The organism is Microcystis sp. M169S2 (genome assembly GCF_020245865.1).
GTDB lineage: Bacteria > Cyanobacteriota > Cyanobacteriia > Cyanobacteriales > Microcystaceae > Microcystis > Microcystis ichthyoblabe_A.
Map to the genome: position 1 here is coordinate 1 of NZ_JADBUB010000011.1, position 26,342 is coordinate 26,342.

At 45.8% G+C, this 26,342-nt stretch carries 20 protein-coding genes and 2 pseudogenes; 14 read left to right on the top strand and 8 right to left on the bottom strand.

What is annotated here, in order from left to right:
• The first annotated feature begins 254 nt into the window (after nt 1-254).
• From IM485_RS01055 to IM485_RS01090, 9 genes are all read left to right on the top strand, one after another.
• Nucleotides 255-635, top strand: coding sequence for a GxxExxY protein (locus IM485_RS01055; RefSeq protein ID WP_287740643.1), 381 nt, complete (start codon nt 255-257; stop codon nt 633-635).
• A 50-nt stretch (nt 636-685) separates the two neighbouring features.
• Entirely contained in the window at nt 686-916 is a 231-nt protein-coding gene (locus IM485_RS01060) for a hypothetical protein (protein WP_104397639.1), read from the top strand.
• On the top strand, nt 913-1,302 hold the full coding sequence (locus IM485_RS01065) for a type II toxin-antitoxin system VapC family toxin (RefSeq protein WP_002777126.1): 390 nt from the start codon (nt 913-915) through the stop codon (nt 1,300-1,302). Before IM485_RS01060 ends, IM485_RS01065 begins: the two co-directional genes overlap by 4 nt.
• A gap of 25 nt (nt 1,303-1,327) precedes the next feature.
• Nucleotides 1,328-1,444, top strand: a complete 117-nt coding sequence (locus tag IM485_RS22880; protein WP_502882150.1) for a DUF8807 domain-containing protein — start codon at nt 1,328-1,330, stop codon at nt 1,442-1,444.
• A 204-nt stretch (nt 1,445-1,648) separates the two neighbouring features.
• Nucleotides 1,649-4,627: a DUF1156 domain-containing protein gene (locus IM485_RS01070; RefSeq protein WP_287740648.1), complete on the top strand. Its 2,979-nt coding sequence runs from the start codon at nt 1,649-1,651 to the stop codon at nt 4,625-4,627.
• 76 nt (nt 4,628-4,703) lie between these two features.
• The gene (locus tag IM485_RS01075) at nt 4,704-4,913 is read left to right on the top strand and encodes a hypothetical protein (protein ID WP_002754183.1); all 210 of its coding nucleotides are present in this window, start codon (nt 4,704-4,706) and stop codon (nt 4,911-4,913) included.
• Nucleotides 4,910-5,122: a hypothetical protein gene (locus tag IM485_RS01080; protein ID WP_287740650.1), complete on the top strand. Its 213-nt coding sequence runs from the start codon at nt 4,910-4,912 to the stop codon at nt 5,120-5,122. The genes IM485_RS01075 and IM485_RS01080 overlap by 4 nt, the downstream gene beginning before the upstream one ends.
• A gap of 33 nt (nt 5,123-5,155) precedes the next feature.
• On the top strand, nt 5,156-5,323 hold the full coding sequence (locus IM485_RS01085) for a hypothetical protein (protein ID WP_223210845.1): 168 nt from the start codon (nt 5,156-5,158) through the stop codon (nt 5,321-5,323).
• A 178-nt stretch (nt 5,324-5,501) separates the two neighbouring features.
• Nucleotides 5,502-8,894, top strand: a complete 3,393-nt coding sequence (locus IM485_RS01090) for a Swt1 family HEPN domain-containing protein (protein WP_287740655.1) — start codon at nt 5,502-5,504, stop codon at nt 8,892-8,894.
• Nucleotides 8,895-9,196: 302 nt separating this feature from the next.
• Here IM485_RS01090 and IM485_RS01095 read toward each other — a convergent pair whose 3' ends face one another.
• Both IM485_RS01095 and IM485_RS01100 read right to left on the bottom strand, forming a co-directional pair.
• The gene (locus tag IM485_RS01095) at nt 9,197-9,763 is read right to left on the bottom strand and encodes a hypothetical protein (RefSeq protein ID WP_104397641.1); all 567 of its coding nucleotides are present in this window, start codon (nt 9,761-9,763) and stop codon (nt 9,197-9,199) included.
• A gap of 232 nt (nt 9,764-9,995) precedes the next feature.
• A complete protein-coding gene (locus IM485_RS01100) occupies nt 9,996-11,510 on the bottom strand; it encodes a hypothetical protein (protein WP_287740658.1) in 1,515 nt (504 codons plus the stop codon).
• A gap of 467 nt (nt 11,511-11,977) precedes the next feature.
• On the opposite strand from IM485_RS01100, the gene psaA reads away from it, so the two are divergent.
• The 3 genes from psaA to IM485_RS01115 all read left to right on the top strand — a co-directional run bounded on the left by psaA (nt 11,978) and on the right by IM485_RS01115 (nt 17,316).
• Nucleotides 11,978-14,227 carry a photosystem I core protein PsaA gene (gene psaA, locus IM485_RS01105; protein WP_002780971.1) on the top strand — a complete coding sequence of 750 codons (2,250 nt, stop codon included), beginning with the start codon at nt 11,978-11,980 and terminating at the stop codon, nt 14,225-14,227.
• 178 nt (nt 14,228-14,405) lie between these two features.
• Nucleotides 14,406-16,619: a photosystem I core protein PsaB gene (psaB, locus tag IM485_RS01110; protein ID WP_104397643.1), complete on the top strand. Its 2,214-nt coding sequence runs from the start codon at nt 14,406-14,408 to the stop codon at nt 16,617-16,619.
• A 289-nt stretch (nt 16,620-16,908) separates the two neighbouring features.
• A complete protein-coding gene (locus IM485_RS01115) occupies nt 16,909-17,316 on the top strand; it encodes a DUF4164 domain-containing protein (RefSeq protein ID WP_287740661.1) in 408 nt (135 codons plus the stop codon).
• A gap of 226 nt (nt 17,317-17,542) precedes the next feature.
• On the opposite strand, the pseudogene IM485_RS01120 reads toward IM485_RS01115, so the two are convergent.
• From IM485_RS01120 to IM485_RS01140, 5 genes and pseudogenes are all read right to left on the bottom strand, one after another.
• Nucleotides 17,543-17,761: pseudogene (locus IM485_RS01120) on the bottom strand (tetratricopeptide repeat protein); the annotation flags it as partial.
• Nucleotides 17,709-19,964 carry a tetratricopeptide repeat protein gene (locus IM485_RS01125; protein WP_287740664.1) on the bottom strand — a complete coding sequence of 752 codons (2,256 nt, stop codon included), beginning with the start codon at nt 19,962-19,964 and terminating at the stop codon, nt 17,709-17,711. The gene IM485_RS01125 and the pseudogene IM485_RS01120, both read right to left, overlap by 53 nt.
• A gap of 232 nt (nt 19,965-20,196) precedes the next feature.
• Nucleotides 20,197-21,492, bottom strand: a complete 1,296-nt coding sequence (locus tag IM485_RS01130; protein WP_287740667.1) for a P-loop NTPase fold protein — start codon at nt 21,490-21,492, stop codon at nt 20,197-20,199.
• Between the two features lie 283 nt (nt 21,493-21,775).
• A complete protein-coding gene (locus IM485_RS01135; protein WP_002755721.1) occupies nt 21,776-22,027 on the bottom strand; it encodes a BolA family protein in 252 nt (83 codons plus the stop codon).
• Nucleotides 22,028-22,098: 71 nt separating this feature from the next.
• The gene (locus tag IM485_RS01140) at nt 22,099-22,746 is read right to left on the bottom strand and encodes a hypothetical protein (RefSeq protein WP_194014101.1); all 648 of its coding nucleotides are present in this window, start codon (nt 22,744-22,746) and stop codon (nt 22,099-22,101) included.
• Nucleotides 22,747-22,976: 230 nt separating this feature from the next.
• On the opposite strand from IM485_RS01140, the pseudogene IM485_RS01145 reads away from it, so the two are divergent.
• A pseudogene (locus tag IM485_RS01145) lies at nt 22,977-23,652 on the top strand (Uma2 family endonuclease).
• A gap of 564 nt (nt 23,653-24,216) precedes the next feature.
• Here IM485_RS01145 and cbiE read toward each other — a convergent pair.
• Nucleotides 24,217-25,485: a precorrin-6y C5,15-methyltransferase (decarboxylating) subunit CbiE gene (gene cbiE, locus IM485_RS01150; protein WP_287740670.1), complete on the bottom strand. Its 1,269-nt coding sequence runs from the start codon at nt 25,483-25,485 to the stop codon at nt 24,217-24,219.
• Between the two features lie 63 nt (nt 25,486-25,548).
• Between cbiE and IM485_RS01155 the strand changes: the two genes are divergently transcribed.
• Nucleotides 25,549-26,175, top strand: coding sequence for a DUF3782 domain-containing protein (locus IM485_RS01155; RefSeq protein WP_287740673.1), 627 nt, complete (start codon nt 25,549-25,551; stop codon nt 26,173-26,175).
• Nucleotides 26,176-26,342: the final 167 nt, after the last annotated feature.

Sequence of the window (26,342 nt, forward strand, 5' to 3'; positions counted from 1 at the left end):
GGCACAAAGGACACTAAGGGGATTAACCACAAAGGCACAAAGGACACTAAGGGGATTAACCACAAAGGCACAAAGGACACTAAGGGGATTAACCACAAAGGCACAAAGGACACTAAGGGGATTAACCACAAAGGCACAAAGAACACGAAGATAGAAGAACCACAAAGGCACGAAGGACACGAAGATAGAAGAACCACAAAGGCACGAAGGACACGAAGGGGATTAACCACAAAGGCACGAAGGACACTAAGGTTATGGATGAGAGGGCTAATGATTTATCTAAGGAGATTATTGGGGCGGCGATCGCTGTTCATCGGGAGTTGGGTCCAGGACTATTGGAGTCAGCCTATGAGGCCTGTTTAGAGTACGAGTTATTGGATAGGGGGATAGCGGTGGAGTGTCAAGTTCCTCAATCAGTGATTTATCGCGGTGTTAAACTTGATTGTGGTTATCGTCTCGATCTATTGGTGGAAAATCTGGTTATTGTCGAACTGAAAACTGTTGAACAACTTACCCCCATTCACGAGGCCCAGTTGTTAACCTATCTCAAATTACGCCGGCTTTGGCTAGGATTACTGATTAATTTTAACGTTCCCGTTCTCAAACAAGGCATCAAACGCCTTGTCAATAATTAATCTTTGTGTCCTTTGTGCCTTTGTGGTTCTTTATCCCAAGAGTCTCAATTATGAATACTTACAAAATACAAACAGTTTTAACTGAAGATGGGACGGTATTATTGAAAGAATTACCTTTTCAGGCTGGAGATGCGGTGGAAATTATTATTTTAGAGCAATCTAAAACATCGTTATCATCTAATCAGGAAAAACTAATACATTCCTTGAAAGGTTCTGTCCTTCGTTATGATGATCCCTTTGAACCAGCTATTCCACCAGAAGACTGGGAAGTTCTAAAATGATTATTTTGGACACTCATATTTGGCTCTGGTGGGTTGACAGTAGCTCACGTCTCACAGCACGGCTAGAACAATTAATTTTAGAGCATCAGGTTAGTCAGCTTGGAGTTAGTATTTTTTCTTGCTGGGAAGTTGCTAAATTAGTTGAGAAGAACCGAGTGGAGTTATCTTATCCGGTCGATGAGTGGCTCAATTATGCGATCGCTTATCCAGGTGTTCAATTACTTCCACTGACGTTACCCATTATCGTGCAATCAACTCAACTTGCTGGATTTCATAACGATCCAGCCGACCAAATTATTGTCGCCACAGCGAAGGTTCACAATTGTCCCCTCCTGACAGTAGATGAAAAAATACTTGCCTACCCCGACGTAAACACGCTTAAGTGATTCCTTTTAGCCAAAGAACTCGCCTATTTATAGCTTATGCGCCAGAAAAAATTGGACTACCGATGCGATCGCCTACAATCGTCTAGTCACCTCCTGTCCAAAGATTACGGAAGCCAACGAATACAAACCCTCTCCCCAATAAACAACCCTTCCTTTGTGTCCTTTGTGCCTTTGTGGTTCCTTATCTCAAGAGTCTCAATTATGAATACTTACAAAATACAAGCTGATGAATGCGCCTACAGTGATTTATGACCGATCGAAGTATTGTAGAGAAAGCTCTCAAACAATTACTTAAGCTCAACTAAACCTTCGTGTCCTTTGTGCCTTTGTGGTTCTTTTATCTCCCATGACCTACCGTAAAAAACTCATTGAAGTGGCCCTCCCCCTAGAAGCGATTAACGTCGAATCGGCGCGGGAAAAGTCGATTCGCCATGGCCATCCCTCTACTCTACATCTTTGGTGGGCCAGGCGACCTTTAGCGGCTTGTCGGGCGGTTTTATGGGCTTCTTTGGTGGATGATCCTTCCAGTTGGCCAGAGAAATTTCCCACGGAAGAAGCACAGAATCGGGAACGGCAGCGATTGTTTGATATTTTGGGTAGGATTGAGCTTGAAAAGGACAAAAAAGGCAACACTAAGCAGGTGGTTAGAGGGTTGGTATCTTGGGATGAGATTAACCAGCCTAATTCAGCAGTATTGCTAGAAGCACAGCGAGAAATTGCGCGCTGTTTGGCTTGGGAACGTGGGGAAGAACCTCCCACTAAACCTGATGCTATACGGGATTATATCGCTAAATATGCCCCCCCCGCCTATGACCCGTTTTGTGGTGGTGGTTCCATTCCTTTGGAGGCCCAGCGCTTGGGGTTGCAGGCCCATGGTAGTGACCTCAATCCGGTGGCGGTGTTGATTACTAAGGCTTTGATCGAGATTCCGCCCAAGTTTAAGGATAAACCGCCGGTTAATCCCGATTCTCGCCAAAAACAAAAGATTTCTTCCTGGGAAGGGGCCCAGGGATTGGCCGCAGATGTGCGCTATTACGGTCAGTGGATGCGGGATGAGGCTTTTAAAAGGATTGGCTATCTTTATCCGATGGTGGAAACCAACCACAAAGGCACAAAGGACACTAAGGTGATTGCTTGGCTTTGGGCCAGGACGGTGAAGTGTCCTAATCCGGCCTGTGGCTGTCAGATGCCTCTGGTTCGCAGTTTTCAGCTTTCGACGAAGAAGGGTAAGGAGGCTTGGGTTGAGCCTTTTGTGGGAGATGTTAACACTGAGGGGGATTTTAACCACAAAGGCACAGAGGACACAAAGGGGGATGATTTTGGTGTCTCTGGGGTGCCACCAAAAATCCGCTTTGAGGTGAAGACGGGTAAGGGTACGGCCCCAGATGGGACGGTAAACCGCAAGGGTGCTGTCTGTATCGCTTGTAATACTCCTGTTCCTTTTGATCATATCCGTAGCGAAGGTAAGGCGGGCCGGATGGATGCTCAGTTAATGGCTATTGTCGCTGAAGGACAAGGGGGAAGGGTTTATCTTTCTCCTGATGAGGAACAGGAATATATCGCTAAAAAAGCACAGCCTGAATGGAAACCTGATTCAAATTTACCAGAACAGGCTTTAGGCTTCCGCGTACAAGGTTATGGCATGACGAAACACGCCGATTTATTCACTCCCCGTCAACTTGTCGCCCTCACTACTTTTAGCGATTTAGTAAGTGAAGCCAGAGAAAAGATTAAAGCTGATGCAGTGGCCGCAGGAATCCCTGATGATGATTTACCTCTTAATGATGGGGGAATAGGTGCGACGGCTTATGCGGATGCGGTGGCGACTTATTTGGCTTTTGGAGTGGATAAACTTGCAGATCGCAATTCTACTATTGCTACTTGGGCCAATAACCGTGAACACGCAAGAAACACCTTTACTAGGCAAGCCATTTCGATGACCTGGGATTTTGCAGAAAGCAATCCATTTTCTGAATCTAGTGGCAATTTTTTCGGCGGTATTGAAACTATTTATCACATTTTAGATTCTAACAACTGTTTGAATGCTAGTGGAGAAGTATTGCAAATTGACGCTGCTCAATTGGAACCTGATGCGTCCTTCCTCTTTTCGACAGATCCTCCCTACTATGATGCTGTGCCATACTCTGATTTGTCCGACTTTCTCTATGTTTGGTTGCGAAGTACCTTAGTGTATCTGTATCCAAAACTCTTATCTACCGTACTTGTTCCTAAAAAATCGGAATTGGTAGCTGATCCCTATCGGCATGGTGGTAAAGAAAGGGCAAAATTATTTTTTGAACAAGGATTAGGTGCAACGTTCAACAAGCTATATAGGTCATCTGATCCAGCCTATCCTTTGACGGTTTATTACGCTTTTAAACAGGCAGAAAGTAAAGAAGATAGCGACGACCAAGAAGAACAGCAGCTTGGTCTAGCTTCAACAGGCTGGGAAACCATGTTAGAAGGCTTAATGCAGTCCAATTTCATGATCGATGGCACATGGCCAATACGGACAGAGCTTGCAAGAAGGATGCGTGGACAAAACAGCAACGCCCTCGCCTCATCTATAGTCCTCGTGTGTCGTCCCCGTCCCGCCGACGCGCCCAAAGCCAGCCGCCGGCAATTCCTCAACGAACTGAAGCGCGACCTTCCCCAAGCCCTAAAACTGCTGCAACAGGGCAATATTGCCCCCGTTGACCTCGCCCAAGCCAGTATTGGTCCCGGGATGGCAATCTACTCCAAATACGCCGCTATCCTCGAATCTAACGGCACTTCCATGGGTGTTCGCACGGCCCTGCAACTGATTAACCAGATTCTCGACGAATTTCTCACCGAACAAGAAGGAGAATTTGATAGTGATACCCGTTGGGCGCTGACTTGGTTCGAGCAGTACCAATTCAACGAAGGACTATATGGCAATGCAGAAACCCTCTCCAAAGCCAAAAACACCAGTATTCAGGGCATGGTTGAAGCTGGCATACTAGAAGCAAAAGCCGGTAAAGTGCGACTACTCAAGCGCGAAGATCTTAAAACCGATTGGAAGCCAGAAAAAGATGAGCGGACACCCATCTGGGAAATCACCCAACACCTCATCCATACCCTCGATAAAAATGGCGAAACCGGAGCCGCAGAACTCTTGGCTAAACTAGGAAACAAAGCCGATTTAGCCAAAGAACTCGCCTATAGACTTTATAGCCTCTGTGACAGAAAAGGTTGGACCCAAGAAGCCATAGCTTACAATAGCCTAGTCACCTCTTGGCCAGAAATCACCCGCCTAGCCAACGAATATAAACCCTCTCCCGAACAACTATCCTTTTCTTTGTGACCTTTGTGCCTTTGTGGTGAATTTAAACCACAGAGACACAGAGAACACAGAGTTTTAAAATCAAGTAGTAACCCCCATGAAACTAACCATTGAAGTTCCCGATAACTTAGCAAAACGTCTCAATAACTACTTAAAAGAGCATCCCGAAGAAACCCCGTTAAGTGTAGTTCAAGAAGCCCTAGAAATCAAACTAATTCCCAAAGATACCTCTAGACTTCTAGAACTAGCGGGAATTGTCGAGAATGCCCCACCAGATGCCTCCGTTAACGAAGATTATTTGACATGAGACGATTAGTCCTTGATGCTGGGCCACTTATTGCCCTGTTATCGAGCCAAGATAATTACCACAAGGAAGCGATAAAGGGGTTTGCACAACTACCGCAGGAATTTGGCGCAGTTTTAACCCCTTTACCCATCTTGTTCGAGGTTTATAAATTCGTAGCTAGGGAACAATGTCCACAAGTAGCGCAAAAGGCATTAAGTATAATTAAATAAGAGACCACAATCGTGCCGCTTGAAATGGAAACCATGCAGACTACATTTGATTTAGTCATACAAATGACCAATTGGCAGGGTAGTCTAGAAGATGCTTCAGTGGTAGTCATTGCTCAAAAATTTAACGCCCTAATCTGGACTCTCGATTACAGAGACTTAACTTGGTTTAAAAACATTGAGCTATGGACACCATCTACCTAATCTTTGTGACCTCCGTGCCTTTGTGGTTCCCCAAACTTTGTGACCTTTGTGCCTTTGTGGTTCCCCAAACTTTGTGACCTTTGTGCCTTTGTGGTTCCCCAAACTTTGTGACCTTTGTGCCTTTGTGGTTATCTCTCCCAAATTGAGGCATTATAAAAATAACTCCTCATCAAATCCCATGGCAATCAGCAATCGTGAACGAGTCGGACGCGCCCTAGATTTCCTCAGAGAGGGACTATACCCCTTCATTGAACGAGAAATGAAAGCAAGCTACGGCCAGAAGTGGGTGGCCGTGGCCTTAAGTTGCCTCCCTGAGAGCTATACGATCCGCAGGACAGGTGATGCCGTCCTCAAGGAAGACGTTTCGGCCCTACTAATTGTCCTCTGGGAGCAGTGGAATGAAGTTTTTAAGAAAACCCTAGGCAGAAGCGATCGCTCTCTGGCCAGTGAACTAAGAGATGTCCGCAACGCCTGGGCCCATAACGATGCTTTCAGCCTCGACGATGCTTACCGGGCTTTTGATAGCATCTCTCGCCTACTGAGTTCGGTTTCCGCCGACACCCAAGAGGTGGAGAAGCAGAAGCAAGAAATCCTCAGACTTCGCTTTGAAGAACAGGCTCGGCGAGAGACAAGGCGCCAAGCGATCGCCCCGACGGAGGGACAACCGATGTCGGGATTGAAACCCTGGCGGGAAATCGCCACCCCCCACCCCGATGTGGCTTCTGGACGCTTCCAACAGGCCGAATTTGCCGCCGACCTCTGGCAAGTCTATCTCGATGAAGGCTCTGACGAATACCGCGACCCGACGGAATTTTTCCGCCGCACCTACCTCACCGAAGGACTCAAGCAACTTCTGACCAATGCCCTGCTGCGTCTGAGTGGTAATGGCGGAGAGCCGGTGATTGAACTGCAAACTAACTTCGGTGGCGGAAAAACCCACGCCATGCTGGCCCTCTACCATCTGTGCAATGCTTTGGCGATCGAAGATCTTCCCGGTATGGAGTCGATCTTCCAAGCTCTGAACATTAAAAAACCCCCCGAAAATGTCAACATTGCTGTTCTGGTCGGCACTAAAGTCCAGCCTAGTGGCATCCCCCCCTATAAACCGGAACACAACAAGCAAAATCGCCCAGAAATCAAGACCCTGTGGGGAGAAATAGCTTGGCAACTCGGCGGCGCTGAGGGCTACGCTCTGGTTCGCAACGCCGATGAAACTTCCACTAATCCGGGAGACGCACTCAAAATATTGTTTAATCGTTTTTCACCCTGTTTGATCTTGATCGACGAATGGGTTGCCTATGCCAGGCAATTGCACGACAAGAACGATATTGCCGGCGGTAGTTTTGACACCCAGTTTACTTTTGCCCAAACCCTGAGCGAGTCGGCAAAAAATGCCCAGCAGACGCTTTTGGCTGTGAGTATCCCCGCTTCGGAAACCGTTGACGAAAAAACCGGAGAAGTACGGACTACAGATGTTGAAACCGGAGGAGAACGGGGTACAGAGGCCCTAGACCGCCTTAAAAATGCGATCGGGCGCATCCAATCCCCTTGGCGACCCGCCAGTGCCGAGGAGAGTTTCGAGATCGTCCGCCGCCGTCTCTTTCAAACCACTACTGACCCGCAACTATTTGTCGCACGGGATGCGGTGATTAAAGCCTTCTCCGAGATGTATCGGACCCAGGGCCAGGAATTTCCTAGCGAATGCCTGGAGGCTGACTACAGACGCCGCCTGCGGGAAGCCTATCCCATTCACCCAGAATTTTTTGATCGCCTCTACTCCGACTGGTCAACCCTCGATAAATTCCAACGCACCAGGGGCGTGCTGCGCCTGATGGCGAAAGTTATCCATTCCCTTTGGGAGCGAGAGGACAAGAGCTTGTTGATCATGCCCTCCCACGTCCCGATGGATGATGCTCAGGTTCAGTCGGAGTTAACCCGCTACTTAGACGATAATTGGGTTCCGATCATCGAAAAAGATGTGGATGGCCCCAATTCTCTGCCCCTCGACATCGATCGCCAAAATTCCAACCTGGGACGCTATTCTGCTTGCCGTCGGGTTACGCGCACTATTTACCTTGGCTCGGCCCCCACGATTCGGGCTGCTAACCGAGGACTAGAAGATAAGAGGATAAAACTCGGTTGCGTGCAGCCGGGGGAGACTGTAGCCACTTTTGGTGATGCCCTACGGCGGCTAACAGATCGGGCCACCTACCTCTACATCGATGGCAACCGCTACTGGATTTCCAATCAGCCGAACGTCACCCGCACCGCCCAAGATCGGGCAAACCTGCTCTTTGAGGAGCGGTATAAAGTGACAGAAGAAATCGTCCGGCGCTTGAAGGCCGACCAGCAGCGGGGCGAGTTTGGAGCGATTCATATTGCCCCAGAATCTACTGCTGATATTCCCGATGATCCTCATCTGGGGGTGCGGCTCGTCGTCCTCGGTCCTGGGCAACCCCACAGCAAATCCGCTGAAGATAGCCCCGCTCGGCGTTTAGTGGCGGAAATTCTCAATCAGAGAGGGGGTAGCCCCCGCTATTACAAGAATACGCTTGTATTTGTTGCCGCTGACAAATCGAACCTGGAAAACTTAGAGAAGAACGTCGCCGGATATCTTGCCTGGAATTCAATTGTGGCGGATCAGGAAACCCTCAATCTCGATGTTTCTCAGAGTAAACAGGCGATCACTAAACGCGATCAAGCCGACAAGGAGGTAAGCCTGATCCTCAACCAAACCTATAAGTGGCTGCTGGTTCCAGAGCAACCCGACCCCCAGAAAGGCATCCACTGGACTGATACCAACGCTCAGGGGGACGATTCGCCTATCGATCGAGCCAGTCGCAAACTGCTTCATGAGGGGCAACTGATTACCCATTACTCTGGTGACAACCTGCGGATGGAAGCCCTCGACAAATACCTGTGGCGTTCAACTAACCACATCGATCTGAAACGTCTGTGGGAGTACCTAGCGCAGTATCTTTACTTGCCCCGTCTCAAGAACCCGGATGTTCTACTTCAAACTGTGCGGGAGGGGGTTCGTTCTACGCTTGTACAGGAGAACTTCGCTTATGCAGAGGGCTGGGATGAGGCGAAGCAAAGATATACTGGTCTTGTCATCCTTCGGGATATTAACCCGAGTATCAGCAGTCACAGCCTTCTGGTTAAGCCTGATGTAGCCATGGGGCAGCTAGAGGCCGAGAAACCAGCTAACCCCCCGACCACTGCCGAGACTGATTCCGTTATCTCTAGTGACCGCGATCGGCCGCCATCTTTACCCTCTGGTGTTGGATTAACTGTGACAGAGACTCCCGGTGATCTGGTTGAGAAAAAGCTGGTTCTGCGGAGGTTTTACGGCAGTGTTGAGATCGATCCCCTGCGGATCAATCGAGACGCTCCAGCGATCGCCAATGAGATCATCCAGCATCTCACCCGACTCAGTGGGGCCAGGGTTAAGGTAACACTGGAGATTGAAGCCGAAATTCCCGATGGTGCGCCCGATGATGTGGTGCGGACGGTGACGGAGAATTGTCGGACTTTGAAATTTAATAATCAGTCTTTTGAACTGGAGTGAATATCGGGAAATTTCCCTATCTGGATTCGGTCATGGCTCTCTTATTCTTTGTGTGATCAGTTTAACTTACTATAGAAGCGATCAATCTTTGTGTCCTCTGTGTCTGGAGTGGTTCCTTCCACTCCCTCGCCAGCAGGACTGTATCTTAGAATACATTTTACACACCAAACCTAAGAGAGCAATAATAATCCCCCTTTTATCTGAAAAAGAGGGATTTATTTAGTCCAAATTGGTTAGATTGTGAGGAAAGTTTTCACCCTTCTCAGTCTCAAGACAAGAGATTTTCTGCTGATGTCTTCCCACTACCAAAGTCCGCGGATAGGAGATACACTAGGCTCGGGAGCGGGTTGGGGAGCAACTTCAGTAAAGGTTCTGGTTTCTGGGGGTAAAGCGGGAAGTCCCCAAGCGGGTTGTTTTTCGTTGATTTCTCTTAAAAGTTGCGAGCGAGTGGTACTGACGGCGATTTCTGATTTTAGTTTCAAGCGGGAAACCCAATAGGGATGAGCTTTACCCACATAAATTAACTTGCCATCTACCACTTGCAATAGTACATCGTCGCCACCAGTGCCATCCCCAGTAATAAGAGCGGTGGTTCCGTCAGCAAAGTCGCCGTTGAAAATTTCTTTGCCATCCACTGTTACAAGTCTGATCAATTGGATGGACATAATGCCACCCACGGTTCCCCGGACGCGACCGAGTATATAGTCACCGGGGTTGAGTTGCGGCTCACCTCTGTAGGTCTCATGGCCGCGCAGTTGACTGATCAGGATTTCGTTATTTTGCGGTTCTGCTTGTACGGGTACAGCACCAACGGTAGTTAGGGCAACTAAACCGGCAAAACCAGCGACAAGGGAAATTTTGTTAAACACAATTACCTCAAGCAAAAAGTTAGTAAATCATCTATAGACGTTTTAGATTATAACTTAGTTCCTGATTTTGTCCATATTGCGAAATATTTGTTTAATAATTTCTCGATCGAGGGGTTGGAGGTTGGGGTTTTAGAGTGTTGGGGTTTTAGGGTGTTAGTTGAAATTCCCCCATTCTCCCGCTCCCCACCTCCCTACCTCCCCACTTCCCCTGAAAACTGGATTAAGCTAGGCTCTAAGACCGCTCGACATTGCTGAATAATTGAGGATCGAGGGTGGGTAGTTCGATATCTTTTTCTGCTGGGGAAGAGGCCAACTGGAAGCGGTTTAAGGTTTGTTGAACGCGATCAAAAATGGTGATTTTTTGCTCGCTATTGTTCTGGGGTTCGGGAATAGGTTCCACTTCTAGCGGAGGCTGAATACCGGGGGCAGGTTCGTTAATCTCCTTTGTCTCTGGTATGGTGGTTAGGGGAGATTCGATCGCTTCAGGGGTTTCCTCGACCTTTTCGATTGTTTCTGTCTCTACTGGTTTTTCTTCCACGATTGGGCTTTCTGGCTCAATAACGGGTTTTTCTTCTACGATTGGGCTTTCTGGCTCAATAACGGGTTTTTCCTGCTCAATAACAGGGTTTTCCTCAACTACAGGGCTTTCCTCAACTACAGGGCTTTCCTCAACTATAGGGCTTTCTGGCTCAATAACAGGGGTTTCCTCAACTATAGAGGTTTCTGGTTCGATAACAGGGGTTTCTTCCTCTGGACTGGGAATAGTTTGATAGTTGGGATCAACAATGCTACGGGCAATTGTAGGGGATAAATCGCCGCGGACTAATTGACTAAGACCGTCTCGGTAAGAGGGATCAAAGCTAATCACGCGCACGCTGGTATTAAACTCGTTTTCGATTTTATTTCCCTTACCATCGATGAATTCTAGTTGTACCCAGTTATTGCCCTTGTTAAAACCCTTGAGATAAATCGGTTCCCAAGTATCAAGCAGAAAACTTTCACCGTTGACGGTGACACGAATGCGCCAATCTTGAAGATTATTATCCCCGTTGGCAGTATTGGACAGACGTAGAGGAGCATTACTCAGATAAAAATCGAGCAGGATCGGTTCTGCACCGTAGATTCCTTGCGGACTACTGTAGGTTAACAGGGGTAAGTTATGATCAGGGGCATTTTTGCCTGTTTTTGTCAGAATATGAAAGGTTGTTTCAGCAAATGCCCCATCATTTTTAAAACTTTCCTGCCAAGGACGCAGGGCCAAGACGCGCAGGGTATGAGTACCGGGGGCAAGATTTTCTAGGATAATCGGTTGCTTGAGGTCGTAAATGGCTGCTGCTGGTTCATTATCGACAATTAGACTCAAGTGGGGTCCTAATTTCAGGGTATCGTCTTGGAAAATTGGCAGATCCGACACCTGTAGTTTAACTGTCACCTGAGGGTCATCGAAAACTTGTTCGGGCAGAGGACTGAGAATCGTTACTTGGGGAGCGTAACGCTCTAAACTGGGGCGCAGTTCCTGAATTAGGACCGGGGGGGCAACCTCAGAAATGCGGCCTTGGACGACGGGAAGATTAGAGGTTTCCGAAGTGGGGAGATTGGTAGCCGTCAAGCGATCGCCACAGGCGGTTAACAGAATAGTCAGTAAACCGATCACAAGACATATACGAAGGGTTTTGACTGGGATTAATTTATGTAGTAGGGATAGCACGTTCCTCCTAGAGCCAAGGCCAAAATCTATACAAACCATTGATTTTTGCTAGAGTCATTGAATGCTCTGGTGTCAGCAAAAGCGCGAGAAGATCAGGTTATGGCCTCAATTTTACAGAATTGTTTGATTGTTTTTTGAGAATCTATCTATTGAATTTTCTATATGGTCTGGTGAGGGAGAAAAAGGGGAAATCGGCTTCTGGGGCGACGATTAATAAACTTTTGTAAAGAAAAATTACCAGTCTGACCCTGACTAAGACCGTCCATAGCAGAAAATGTCTCTCCTATCAAGGATTGAGAGAATTTTAATTATTGTTAAGCACAACGAACAGAGGAGAGAACAAAGACTTATCATCTACTATTGATGCTTTCGACTGGAATCTCACCCAAGAGGAAAGTCAAGCGACATTAACAAAAGGTGGGTCAGATTTCAACTTGCCTTTTTTAGGTTAAAAAATCTATCCTCAAATAAAACGCTAAGTCTATTGTCGAGAGAGGAGAATCCTCATGGCACTCCCCCCCAAAGAGGCGGTAGCTAAAGTGATTGTAGATAAAGACCCAGTACCTACTTCCTTTGAGAAGTGGGGTCAACCGGGGCATTTTGATCGCACTTTAGCCAAAGGACCCAAAACCACTACCTGGATTTGGAACCTACACGCCAACGTCCACGATTTTGATAGTCAAACCAGCGATCTCGAAGATATTTCTCGGAAAATCTTCAGCGCCCACTTCGGACATCTCGCCGTTGTCTTCGTTTGGCTAAGTGGAATGTACTTCCACGGCGCGAAATTTTCTAACTATGAAGCTTGGTTAACCAACCCGCTCGCCATCAAACCCAGCGCCCAAGTGGTCTGGCCGATCGTCGGTCAAGGCATCCTCAACGGCGATGTGGGCGGCGGTTTCCACGGGATTCAGATCACCTCTGGTCTGTTCTACCTCTGGCGGGCTTCCGGGTTCACCAACAGCTATCAGCTATACTGCACCGCTATCGGTGGTTTAGTTATGGCGGGCCTGATGCTGTTTGCTGGTTGGTTCCATTACCACAAAAGCGCACCGAAACTGGAATGGTTCCAAAACGTGGAATCGATGATGAACCATCACTTGGCGGGTTTACTCGGCTTAGGTTCCCTAGGTTGGGCCGGTCATCAGATTCACGTTTCTTTACCGGTGAACAAACTCCTCGATGCGGGAGTCGCTCCCCAAGACATCCCCTTGCCCCACGAGTTCATTCTCGAACCGAGCAAGATGGCGGACTTATATCCCAGTTTCGCCCAGGGTTTGACCCCCTTCTTTACCCTTAACTGGGGTGCTTACTCGGATTTCCTCACCTTCAAAGGTGGCTTGAACCCCGTGACTGGTGGTCTCTGGCTTTCCGATACCGCTCACCATCACTTGGCGATCGCTGTATTGTTCATCATTGCTGGTCATATGTACCGTACCAACTGGGGTATCGGTCACAGCATGAAGGAAATCCTCGAAAACCACAAAGGTCCCTTCACCGGTCAAGGTCACAAAGGACTGTACGAAATCCTGACCACCTCTTGGCACGCCCAGTTAGCGATTAACCTGGCTCTCTTAGGTTCGCTAACCATCATCGTGGCCCACCATATGTACGCCATGCCGCCCTATCCCTATCAGGCGACTGACTACGCCACCCAACTATCCTTGTTCACTCACCACACTTGGATCGGTGGCTTCTTAATCGTCGGTGCGGGAGCGCACGGAGCGATCTTCATGGTGCGGGACTACGATCCGGCCAAAAACGTGGATAACCTGCTCGATCGGGTGATCCGTCATCGTGACGCAATTATCTCCCACCTGAACTGGGTATGTATTTTCCTCGGCTTCCATAGCTTCGGTTTATACATTCACAACGACACCATGCGGGCTTTTGGTCGTCCCCAAGATATGTTCTCGGATACGGGAATTCAACTACAACCCATCTTTGCCCAATGGGTACAAAGTCTCCACACCCTAGCCCCCGGCAACACCGCTCCTAACGCTCTCACTACTGCTAGTTATGCTTTCGGTGGCGACGTGGTAGCAGTGGGTGGCAAAGTGGCCATGATGCCGATCACTCTCGGTACTGCCGATTTCCTCGTGCATCACATCCACGCCTTCACCATCCATGTCACCGTGTTGATTCTCCTCAAAGGGGTTCTCTACGCTCGCGGTTCCCGTCTGATTCCCGATAAAGCGAATCTCGGTTTCCGTTTCCCCTGCGATGGTCCCGGTCGCGGCGGTACCTGCCAAGTTTCGGGTTGGGATCACGTTTTCCTCGGCCTGTTCTGGATGTACAACTCCCTCTCGGTCGTAATCTTCCACTTTAGCTGGAAAATGCAGTCCGATGTCTGGGGAACCGTCGCCCCCGATGGCACTGTCACCCACGTTACCCTCGGTAACTTCGCTCAAAGTGCCATCACCATCAACGGTTGGTTACGGGATTTCCTCTGGGCGCAAGCAGCGCAAGTCATTAATTCCTATGGCTCTGCTCTGTCTGCCTACGGAATCATGTTCCTAGCCGGTCACTTCGTCTTCGCGTTTAGCTTGATGTTCCTGTTCAGTGGTCGCGGCTACTGGCAAGAATTAATCGAGTCGATCGTCTGGGCGCACAACAAGTTAAGAGTTGCCCCCGCTATCCAACCTCGCGCCCTGAGCATCATTCAAGGTCGTGCCGTTGGTGTGGCTCACTACCTCTTAGGCGGTATTGTCACCACGTGGGCATTCTTCTTGGCCAGAAGTCTCTCGATTGGCTAAACTTGCCTATAAGGGCTTGCCAGTCCCCCGGGGATTGGCAGGCCTAGGCTGAACCAGCGTCGATTGACCGATACCACTGTAAGCGTTTCCTATTACAGTGGGTGAATTTAAAAAAGGAAATAACCAGCACTCGTGTAAGAGCCTCAGTTATTTAGAGAGGAGAATTTCCTAAACAGCTATGGCAACTAAATTCCCTAAATTTAGCCAAGATCTAGCCCAAGATCCGACCACCCGTCGGATTTGGTACGGGATCGCCACAGCCCACGATTTTGAAAGTCATGATGGCATGACGGAAGAGAATCTCTACCAAAAGATTTTCGCGTCGCACTTCGGCCACATTGCAATCATTTTCCTGTGGACTTCTGGTACTATATTCCACGTCGCTTGGCAAGGTAACTTCGAGCAGTGGATCAAAGATCCCTTAAACATCCGTCCCATCGCCCACGCGATTTGGGATCCCCAGTTCGGTAAAGGCGCGGTAGATGCCTTCACCCAAGCTGGTGCTTCTAATCCGGTTAACATCGCCTATTCCGGGGTTTACCACTGGTTCTACACCATCGGTATGACCTCCAACCAAGACCTATACCAAGGTGCGGTGTTCCTGCTGATTCTCTCGGCGATTTTCCTCTTTGCTGGCTGGTTACACTTACAACCTAAGTTCCGTCCTAGCCTCGCTTGGTTCAAAAACGCTGAATCTCGCCTGAACCACCACCTCGCCGCTCTGTTCGGTGTTAGCTCTCTGGCTTGGACCGGACACCTCGTTCACGTTGCTATCCCTGAATCCCGCGGTCAGCACGTTGGTTGGGACAACTTCCTCTCCACTCCCCCCCACCCGGCGGGTTTACTACCCTTCTTCACCGGTAACTGGGGTGTGTACGCGGAAAACCCCGATACTGCTAACCACATTTTCGGTACTGCCCAAGGCGCGGGAACTGCGATTCTCACCTTCTTAGGTGGTTTCCATCCCCAAACCGAGTCCCTCTGGTTAACCGATATGGCTCACCACCACTTGGCGATCGCTGTGATCTTCATTGTGGCTGGTCATATGTACCGCACCAACTGGGGCATCGGTCACAGCATTAAGGACATCCTCAATGCCCACAAACCCCCCAGTGGTAAGTTAGGAGCCGGTCACAAAAATCTTTATGACACGGTTAACAACTCTCTCCACTTCCAACTCGGTTTGGCTCTCGCTTCTTTAGGCGTGATCACCTCTCTGGTGGCGCAGCATATGTACGCGCTACCCCCTTATGCCTTTATCGCTAAGGACTACACCACCCAAGCGGCTCTTTATACCCACCACCAATACATCGCTGGTTTCCTAGCGGTGGGTGCTTTCGCTCACGGTGCTATCTTCTTCGTGCGTGACTATGATCCCGAAGCGAACAAAGATAACGTGCTGGCGCGGATGCTGGAGCATAAAGAAGCGATCATCTCTCACCTAAGCTGGGTTTCCCTTTTCTTAGGTTTCCACACCCTCGGCCTCTACGTTCATAACGATGTAGTCGTCGCTTTCGGTACTCCCGAAAAACAAATCCTGATCGAACCTGTGTTCGCTCAATTCGTGCAAGCAGCTTCGGGTAAAACCCTGTACGGCATGAACGTACTGTTGTCTAACCCCGATAGTATCGCCTACACCGCCTATCCCAACTACGGTGATGTTTGGTTACCCGGTTGGCTAGACGCGATCAATAGCGGCACTAACTCCCTATTCTTAACCATCGGTCCTGGCGACTTCCTCGTTCACCATGCGATCGCTCTTGGTTTACACACCACCGTTCTAATCCTGGTTAAAGGTGCTTTAGACGCTCGTGGTTCCAAATTAATGCCCGATAAAAAAGACTTCGGGTATTCCTTCCCTTGCGACGGTCCCGGCCGTGGCGGTACTTGCGACATCTCTGCTTGGGATTCCTTCTACCTAGCCATGTTCTGGATGTTGAACACCTTGGGTTGGTTAACCTTCTACTGGCACTGGAAACACCTCGGTGTCTGGTCGGGTAACGTGGCTCAGTTTAACGAAAACTCCACCTACCTGATGGGCTGGTTCCGCGATTACCTCTGGGCTAACTCGGCTCAGTTAATCAACGGTTACAACCCCTACGGTGTTAATAACCTTTCTGTCTGGGCCTGGATGTTCCTCTTTGGACACCTCGTTTGGGCAACCGGTTTCATGTTCCTGATCTCTTGGCGTGGTTACTGGCAAGAGTTGATCGAAACTATCGTTTGGGCCCACGAACGCACTCCTCTGGCGAACCTCGTTCGTTGGAAAGACAAACCCGTGGCTCTCTCGATCGTTCAGGCTCGTTTGGTTGGTTTAGCTCACTTCACCGTTGGCTATATCTTCACCTACGCCGCCTTCTTGATCGCTTCCACTGCTGGCAAGTTCGGCTAAACCTTGAATTAGGTAACTAAAAAACCCCCCGCCCATTGGTGGGGGGTTTTGTTTATGATTGATCATAAAAGCACGGCTCAATCCCAATCCTTTGAGTAACCCACAGAAAACGGGTTTCTCGGAGAAACCCGTTTTCTACTCATGCAAAAGGCAAAAGGAGAAATAAATAATCAGTTTTTAATAACCAGATTTAGTATTATACGGAGAATAAATAATCAGTTTTTAATAACCGGATTTAGGATTAAAATCAAATTATTGTACTATCATTACTCCCAGGGATTTTACCAAAATGTCTAACGAAACCGTTACTTATAGTCTTGAATCTGTCCTCAAGGAAATCAAAGACAGCATCAAGGAAGTTAACCAAAAAATCGATACCTTGCAACAGGATATTAACCAGAAATTTGATAGCTTACAAAAGGATGTTAACCAGAAATTTGATAGCTTACAAAAGGATGTTAACCAGAAATTTGATAGCCTACAAAAGGATGTTAACCAGAAATTTGATAAAATTGACGAACGGCTAACTAAGCTAGAGTTAGGACAAGTAAAACTAACTGAGAAAGTCGATGGGATGGATATAAGACTAGAAAAGGTGGAAGGAACCCAAAAAAATCAAGTTTGGACGTTAATTATTCTTTTAGGAGGAGCGATCGGAACGGCAGCGTGGCACTCTTTCTTTTCTGGTAATCCTTAGAAATATTACTATAATTTCTCACTTTAGGGTAGTTATGAGGGGAAATTAGCAGATGTCAAACTCAGGTTAAAAATAAGGGATATTTAACCCATCCTACCCCTAATTATGCTTTCCTCAACCATCTTTTTAACAATCGCCACAATGCCACTATTATCCCCCCAATTAAAACTAAAGGAAACTTAACCACCCCCAGAAAGAAAGCAACGATTAAGGGATATTTTCGGGTTTATAATTGCCGAATTTCATCATCGCAATCTTGAACATCCGCTGCTAACCCCAATGCTTGATATAATTCCCGCGACTGAAGATATGCTTCTTTCGCTTCCGATATACGTTTGAGTTTATAGTAGGTAAGTCCCAGATTAAACCAAGCATTCGCTTCACCCCTCCGATCACCGATTTCCCGTTTGATTGCTAAGGACTGTTGATAAAACTCGATCGCTTTTTACCTGACTGATGCGACGAATGTTTAAAACATCCCTCATCAGCTTAATTTGACTAACACAGCGTTCAAGTTGTTGCAGGTCTTTTACTTCAATTTTCAGGGAAATTAAAGCGGGTTTACCGAAATTAGTCTTAACTCCGGCAGTGCGAACGTTAATATTTGGGTCACTTAAACAAGAGAGAATATCTTTTAAAACCCCGACGCGATCAATCACTTCAATCTGAATATTTACTGGATAAATTGGATAACTTCCCTGCTCATCTATGGGGTTCCAACTAACAGGAATTAAGCGTTCAGCTTCGGCTTTTGCCACATTCGAGCAGCCCTGACGGTGAATAACAATACCTTCCCCCGCATGGGCAACTATACCAGTAATATTTTCCCCGGGTAAAGGACAACAACAACCAGCTAAACGATAGACTAATACCTCCACACCGGCGATCGGTGATTTACTCCTTCCCCGATCACCGATTTCCCCTGTGATTGCTAAAGACTTTTTATGAAACCTGATCGCTTTTTGGTATTCTCCTAGGGAATAGTAAACAGCACCTAAATTATTGTAGGAATTCGCTTCACCTTTCCGATCACCGATTTCCCGTGTGATTGCTAGGTGCTGTTGATAAAACTCGATCGCTTTTTGGTATTCTCCTAGAGAATCGTAAGCATTGCCTAAATTATTGTAGGATTTCGCTTCACCCCCCCGATCACCGATTTCCCGTTCGATTGCTAAGGACTGTTGATAAAACTCGATCGCTTTTTGGTATTCTCCTAAGGAATCGTAAACAGCGCCTAAATTATTGTAGGATTTCGCTTCTCTCGACGGATCTTCGATTTCTTGACTTATTGCTAAGGACTGTTGATAAAACTCGATCGCTTTTTGGTATTCTCCTAGGGAATAGTAAACATTGCCTAAACCCATGTAGGATTTCGCTTCACCGCCCCGATCACCGATTTCTTGACTTATTGCTAAGGACTGTTGATAAAACTCGATCGCTTTTTGGTATTCTCCTAGGGAATAGTAAACATTGCCTAAACCCATGTAGGATTTCGCTTCACTCTTCCGATCGCCGATTTCCCGTTTGATTGCTAAGGATTGTTGATAAAACTCGATCGCTTTTTGGTATTCTCCTAGGGATTCGTAAACATTGCCTAAATTCTTGTAAGAATCTGCTTTAATTTCCTGAAAGATTGCTAAGGACTGTTGATGAAACTCGATCGCTTTTTGGTATTCTCCTAGGGATTCGTAAACATTGCCTAAATTATTGCAAGAATCTGCTTCTCCCCAGCGATCTCCGATTTTCTGAAAGATTGCTAAGGACTGTTGATAAAACTCGATCGCTTTTTGGTATTCTCCTAGAAAATAGTAAATACCTGCCAATGAGTCGAGACTCGCAACTAAATCAAGTTCTAGATTTAACTCTGTTTGTAAATTGATCGCCTTTTGATAATACTCGATCGCAAGCTGTTGTTCCTGACGATAATCTGACAATGGCAGATTTAATAAACGAAGGTTATAAATCTTAGCTAAACTGGCATATAAACTCGCTAGTCTTGGCTCTTTTTTGCCTTTATTTACCTCGATTTGCTCGATTAGTTCTAACAAGTCTTCCTTAGAGATTGAAGGAATATCTTTATCTATAGTAATTTCGTCAAAAGATTGTAAAATTGGTAAAAATTCCTGAGAAGGTAAAAAGTTACTTGGAGGAGAAATAAAGCGAAAAACTCCTTTTCTCCAACTCCAAAAATCGGGGGACTTTTTGCGTAAATTTACCTCCACTGTGCTTGTTACCCAAAGAACAATAGAATAGGGAAATTCTCGCAATCCTTCCCTTGTCCATTGCAGATAACCAAAAAATTTATCTAGTTCCGATTTTTCCTGTTGCCATTCGATCGAGTGTAATTTTTCCACTCCTGTGGTTGTGATCACAGCGTTTTTGCTTTGTAATAACTCTGGTTTTCTGGAGACTAAACTAGCAATTGCTGCTCTTAAACTCGGTTCTTTTTGATCTAAATCAATCCGATAACAAGGGATTACTGGTTCTAATTCTTTGCTATAGCGATCAATAATTTCTTCTCGCAATTTTTCCTGATCACACACACAAATCAATATATTTAATCTCTCTTGATTTGCCTCTAGAGACACGATTAAACCTTCGTATTCTCTTTCATTTTGGTCGATAATTGAAGATGTTTCATTATTCATAATAAGTGGATAGCTGTTAAAAACTGTCAGATACCCCCATTAGGTAGGGTTGATTCATGAATCAACCCTACGGATCAAGGAGTGATCCGCACTCCCCTTATCAAGGGGGGATCAAGGAGTGATCCGCACCTCCCTTATCAAGGGGGATCCCCCCGCCTATCGGCACCCCCCTTATCAAGGGGGGCAGGGGGGATCCATCTTCAATTTAATTATAACTACTTATTTATCCCATTCAAATTGTTCCTCTTTTTTTCATTAACTCAACTACAATCGGATGCACGTTATACCACAAATCGCCATTGCGGTATTCCAAAATATATAAACCATGCAACAGATCTAGAAAATTTTGATCCTTGAGATCCTTCGGTTTTGACTTTTTATAAACAGTTTTAATAATTTCCTCATCTGCTGTACCGATACTTTCAGCAAAATCGAGACTAAGTTCTGTGATTGATTGTTCTAAAACAGCTTGATTAATTTTTAGGGTATTATCATCGGGATAACGACGAATTGATCGCAAACAAACCCGACAGCAATCATTAGTAATGCGAATTAATTCTCGTAATACTCCCCCACTATAAAGACAAATTTTTTCGAGGGTGTCAGGATCGATTAAAGCGGGATCGATGCGCTTAGTGATAATCTCGGTTAAAGTAGCAATAATTTGCGGATCGGGTATAGCATTAGGTGAATTAATGTCTCCCTGTTTAAAGAGTTTATATACAGGCATTTGTACAATCTGATCATTAGTTTCTGTTTGGAGAGTTGCCTTTAAAGCTACCTCTCTTAAAGCGGCGATCGGAATAGTCATAATAATCCGAAAACTGGGCAACATAATCGCTTTAATATGGGATTGAAAAATATCCCTTACCTGTGCTAAGTCAATTTTATCAATGTCATCAACAATTACTAAGATTTTTTTCTGACTTTGGGACTCGATCGCACTAGCTATAATGTTAATTTGGGCAACTAGATCGGTAATTCTCCGCTCATACTTTTGTTTGATTTCCTCGCGAATAGTCGAATTAATCTTGAGAATTCCTTTAATGTGAGCTAGTAAAGAAGAAAAGTTAAAACCTGTTTCGACAGTGCCATCTGCTTGATTAGTTTCGGTGCGAATTTGTTCAGCAAACCATTGATAAAAGCTTTTTTTAATAGAATCTTTAATAGTTAAATTTTGGGCTTCCGCTTCTGACATCATCTGAACGGCGATCGAGAATAAAATATTAACATGATTTACGTCTGACATTTCGATCATGTCTGAGATCGAGAAGAAAACAACAAAATAGCGATCATCTAACTTTCTTTTAAATTCATAGAGTAGGGTTGACTTACCACAACCCCGATGTCCTGCTAGAATAATTTTTCCGTCTTCCGAAGGACTATCTTCGACCAATTGTTCTAATTCGTCGATAATTTCTGTGCCGTATTTGACAGCAAAACGCTGTAATTCTTTATCCGATCGCAGGGGTAAAAGTTCCAAATTGCGATAGGCTTCTCGAAAGGGTTCCAGTAAAGGACTAACCATAAGTAATTAGGGTTTGCGGCAAAAAGTTTTTCGTGGGGGTAGGGTGTGGGGTGTGGGAATTATGAATTATGAATTATGAATTATGAATTGGGTAGTTGGCTCTTCTAGGTTCTGTGTGATGAGTTTAACTTACAGAGGATCGATCAATCTTTGTGTCCTTTGTGTCTTTGTGGTTCCTTCCACTCGCTCGCCGGAAAGAATGTATCTTAGAATACATTTTGCCCACCAAACCTAAGAGAGCCAAAAAATTAACTGATAACTGATAACTGATAACTGATAACTGTTATTTTTCTGCTGCCCAACTGTCGGGAGTGTAGGTTTTTAATGCCAAAGCATGGATGGCTTCGGTAGCCAGTGCCGATTGTAAAGCGCCATAAACCATTTGATGCTGTTTAACGCGGGTTTTGCCAGCAAATTCGCCAGAAATAACCACCGCTTCCAAATGATCGCCACCTCCCGTTAAATCCCGAACCATCACCTGTGCATCGGGGATTTGTTCTTGAATCATCGCTTCTACTTGGCGAAAGTCAACCATCTTAACTCCTCAAAACAATTAAAGATACTCTGATCCCATTGTTACCGAAAGCTCGTCAATAGGGACAAAATTTACTGCCGTGGGGGGGAGTTGTTAGGAGTTGCCGAGGTGGGAGTCGGTGCGGAGATGGGTGTGCTGACAAATCCCATCTCGTAGAGTTGTTGATAGCTTTTTTGTCCTAATTCACTGGTGGGGTTTTGGGATTGAATCACCTGAATTAACAAAGGAACCGCCAATTCTGGCTGATTTTGCGCCCTATGGACCAAAGCAAGCTGATAGGTGGCTTCATCCCGCAGTTGTCCGGTGTTTAAAGCACTTTGACGCTGAGAATCGAATACTTTTGGGTCAATTCCTGAGAAACTATTAGCTAATTGCAGATGATAGTTAGATAGTTGGTTAAAAATCCGACGCGCTTGATTGAGTTTGTCCACAGCGACATCGTATTTAGCGGCATTAATAGCGGCGTTCGCTTCTTCCACTAAACGTTGTCCCCCCTGAAGACTCAGGACACTATCGGCTTGATTTAAGGGTTTTAATTCGTTAGGATCGCTGGCAGGAGTGTTAGAGTCGGGGGTTTGTGCTTGTCCGTCAGGTGCGATCGCAATCACTAAACCGATCACCAGAGTGAGCAGATAAATTAAACTATAAGGCTGTTTTCGCTTAACCATAAAATTTCTCGACTTAATGTTCCAGATGGGAACGGCTATTTTTTTTAACATCGACAACTGACCTATAGTAGCTTTTTTGGGGCAGTTTCGATCCGACCCCAGCTTTCTAGACGTTGGATCTAGCGGTTTTGTCGCCATGGCAACCGCTGTTTTTTCCCGAAAAATCAGTACAAGTCCCCAAAAAGTTAGTTTATACCCCCGATTAATGGTTTAAATACCGATAATTCACCCCTTGGAAGGCTGTCCAGATAGAATAAAGAGAAAGTAGGAGTTTAGTTGAAATGTCTTTATCGCTGATTACTCGTAAGTTTACGGTGGAAGAATACGAAAAAATGGCAACCGAGGGAATAATCAAACCCGATGAAAAAGTGGAATTAATTCGAGGAGAAATTATCAAAATGTCACCGATGGGAACCCGTCATGCTTCTATTGTGGATAGATTAATACAATTACTTTATCGAAAATTTGGCGATCTTATTCTCTTAGGAGTGCAAAACCCGATTATAGCGGTTCTCGCATCTGTGCGGCACACTTAAACCTTTGCTGATTAAGCTGTTCAGGATCGGGAATGTACCTCTTGTGAATCAGAAACGCTATAGATTAAATAATAATTCTCAACCAGAACCAGATTTAAGTTTACTAATACCTCGATCGGATTTTTATGTTGCTGCCTATCCTTGTCCTCAAGATATCTATTTAATTATTGAAGTTTCCGATTCTACCCTCGATTATGATAGCTATACTAAAATCCCTCTTTATGCAGAGGCAAATATTCAAGAAGTTTGGATCGTTAATCTCAAGGAAGAATGTTTAGAAGTTTATCGCCATCCGCTGCAGGGTAGTTATCAAGCTATTCATAAATATTATCGAGGTGAAATTATTTTTATTGAATCCTTTCCAGCAATAAAGTTAACTTTAATTGAAATACTCGGTAATAAAATTGATATCAAAGGTTAAACTTAGATATTGTCAGGATTAAGGACTAATTCCCTCAGTTTATGGGCTAATCGTTCCGCTCGTTGTTTTTCCTGATTACAGCTAGTGAAAGCTTGTCCATCGGGACAAAAAAGTAACATTTACAGTTCTCCTAACTGAAATTGAATTTATTAATTGATTTTTGAAAAATGGTAAGTAGCTGGTTTTAATTAAATTAAAAATGGATGGCTCTTCGGTTTGTGTTATGCAATCGACAGGAGTTATAAGGAATGAAAACCTTATATAGAAAGGCATTTAGCGATTTTTGTCAATTGTTTTTGATCTAGAGCGAACTAATCAATTAAGTCTCTTGCCAGATAAGGATTTAGTCGATTTATGCCCCCTATCGAACCATACCAAGTAACGAAGAACCAAATGGATTTTGGGTTCGATCCCTCCAACTACCCTTGATAAGGGGGGCTTTGAGCCCTCCTTATTAAGGGGGATATGACAATTTTTAACACCTAACTAATTAGAAAGGAAAAGAATAGCCAAAAAGTTCTATCTACAACTTTTGCAAGAGGGATCAAGGAGAAAATTAAGGATTTACAATCTTGGTTTTAGAACAGTCCACTGGGTTACGGGAGCCATGGCTTTCCAACCTAAAAACTTGCCGACTGGTTCGGCTTTTTCAATGCCAATTCGCAGCAGTTCACCTCCTAATTTACCATGCCATTGCAAGAGGACTAATTCACTTTCAATTGTAACAGTGTTGGCAACAAGACGACCCCCGGGGCGCAGGGCTAACCAACAGGTTTCCAATAGGTGGGGTGTGGTGATACCGCCACCAATAAAAATAGCGTCTGGTTGCGGTAAATCTTCCAAGGCGCTCGGTGCGATTCCGGCGACGATTTGCAGATGGGGCGTTCCCAAGGCGGCGGCATTATCGGCAATGTATTGTAATCTGGTGGGATGATGTTCGATCGCAATCCCCTGGCAACGGCGATCGCTCCGCAGCCACTCAATGGCAATGGAACCACAACCTGCCCCCACATCCCAGAGCAATTGTCCGGGTAGGGGAGCCAATCTACTGAGTGTGATAGCACGAACTTCTCTTTTTGTCAACTGTCCGTCATGATGGTAAGCAGAATCCGGCAGTCCTGGAAGGCGCGGCGCCAGGGTGGGGGGATGGGAGGAGATGCAGCTAATGGCAATGACATTTAAATCCGCCAGATCTGTAAACTGCCAATCGTTGGCGATGCCTTGAATGTGGCGTTCCAGGGTTCCCCCTAGATGTTCTAAAACGGTGATGGAACTCTCGCCAAAACCTCCCTCCCGGAGCAGCCGAGCAGCGATCGCCGGAGTCTGAGCATCAGCGCTCAGTACCAGCAGTTTAGCGCCGGGATAAAGCACCCCATTCAACCAGGCCGGGGGCCGACCGCACAAACTCAAAGTTTCCACTTCACTCAGAGACCAACCCAAACGACTACAGGCAAGACTAAAGCTAGAAGGAGAGGGAATAATCGTCATTTCCTCCAGGGGAATCTGACGGGTGAGGGTTACACCAATCCCGTAGCACATGGGATCACCACTGGCCAAAACACAGACAGATTGACCACGACGGCGGATAATCTCGTTAATGGAGTCTTGAATGGGAGAAGTCCAGAGCAGTTTTTGCCGTTGATCCTCTGGGGGTAACATTGCCAGATGACGTTCACCACCGACAATAACTGATGCTAAAGAAAGCAGACTTCGCCCTACCGAACTTAACCCTTCTAAGCCATCTTCACCAATTCCTATGATCGATAGCCATTTCGACTGACAATTGCGATCCGCCATATTAAAAAAAATCGCTACTATTTCATTATCTGCCATCAGGCTCTATCCTTCAAACAAGATATAATCAGGTTATTGTCAAGTTAATTCAGAGGAAAAATTATGACCACCACCGCCGATGACGTTTGGAGATTATTAGCCGAATTAGTAGAAGCTCAAAAAGAGACAGAAAGATGCTTTCAAGAAACCGAGCGACGCTTTCAAGAAACGGAGCGGATTCTCAAAGAACAATCTTTAGAAACCGAGCGGATTCTCAAAGAACAATCTTTAAAAACCGATCGCCAAATTACTAGACTCAGTAAAGAAATTGGTAATCTTGGAGGTAAATGGGGACGTTTTGTCGAAAATATGGTAGCCCCTGCTTGTGAGACTTTATTTTTAAATCGTCAGATTCCCGTACATCAAGTTAGTCAAAGAGTCAGAAAACGTCTCGACGGTAAAACCCTAGAAATTGATGTGTTAGTAACTAATGAAAATCATGTGCTAGTAGTGGAAGTCAAAAGTAGTTTAAGTGTAGATGATGTCAAAGAATTAATCAAGAATCTAACAGAATTTAGGCAATTTTTCCCAGAATATAACCATAAACAATTATATGGGGCAGTAGCAGGCATTGAAATCGAAGAGGGAGCGGATAAATATGCCTATCGTCAAGGTTTATTTGTCTTGGCACAAAGGGGGGAAAATGTAGCAATTCTTAACGATACTGAGTTTCAACCAAAAACGTGGTAGGGGCTTTAAAAACAAGATATAATCAGGTTATTGTCAAGTTAATTTAGAGGAAAAATTATGACCACCACCGCCGATGATGTTTGGAAATTATTAGCCGAATTAGTAGAAGCTCAAAAAGAGACAGAAAGATGCTTTCAAGAAACCGAGCGACGCTTTCAAGAAACCGA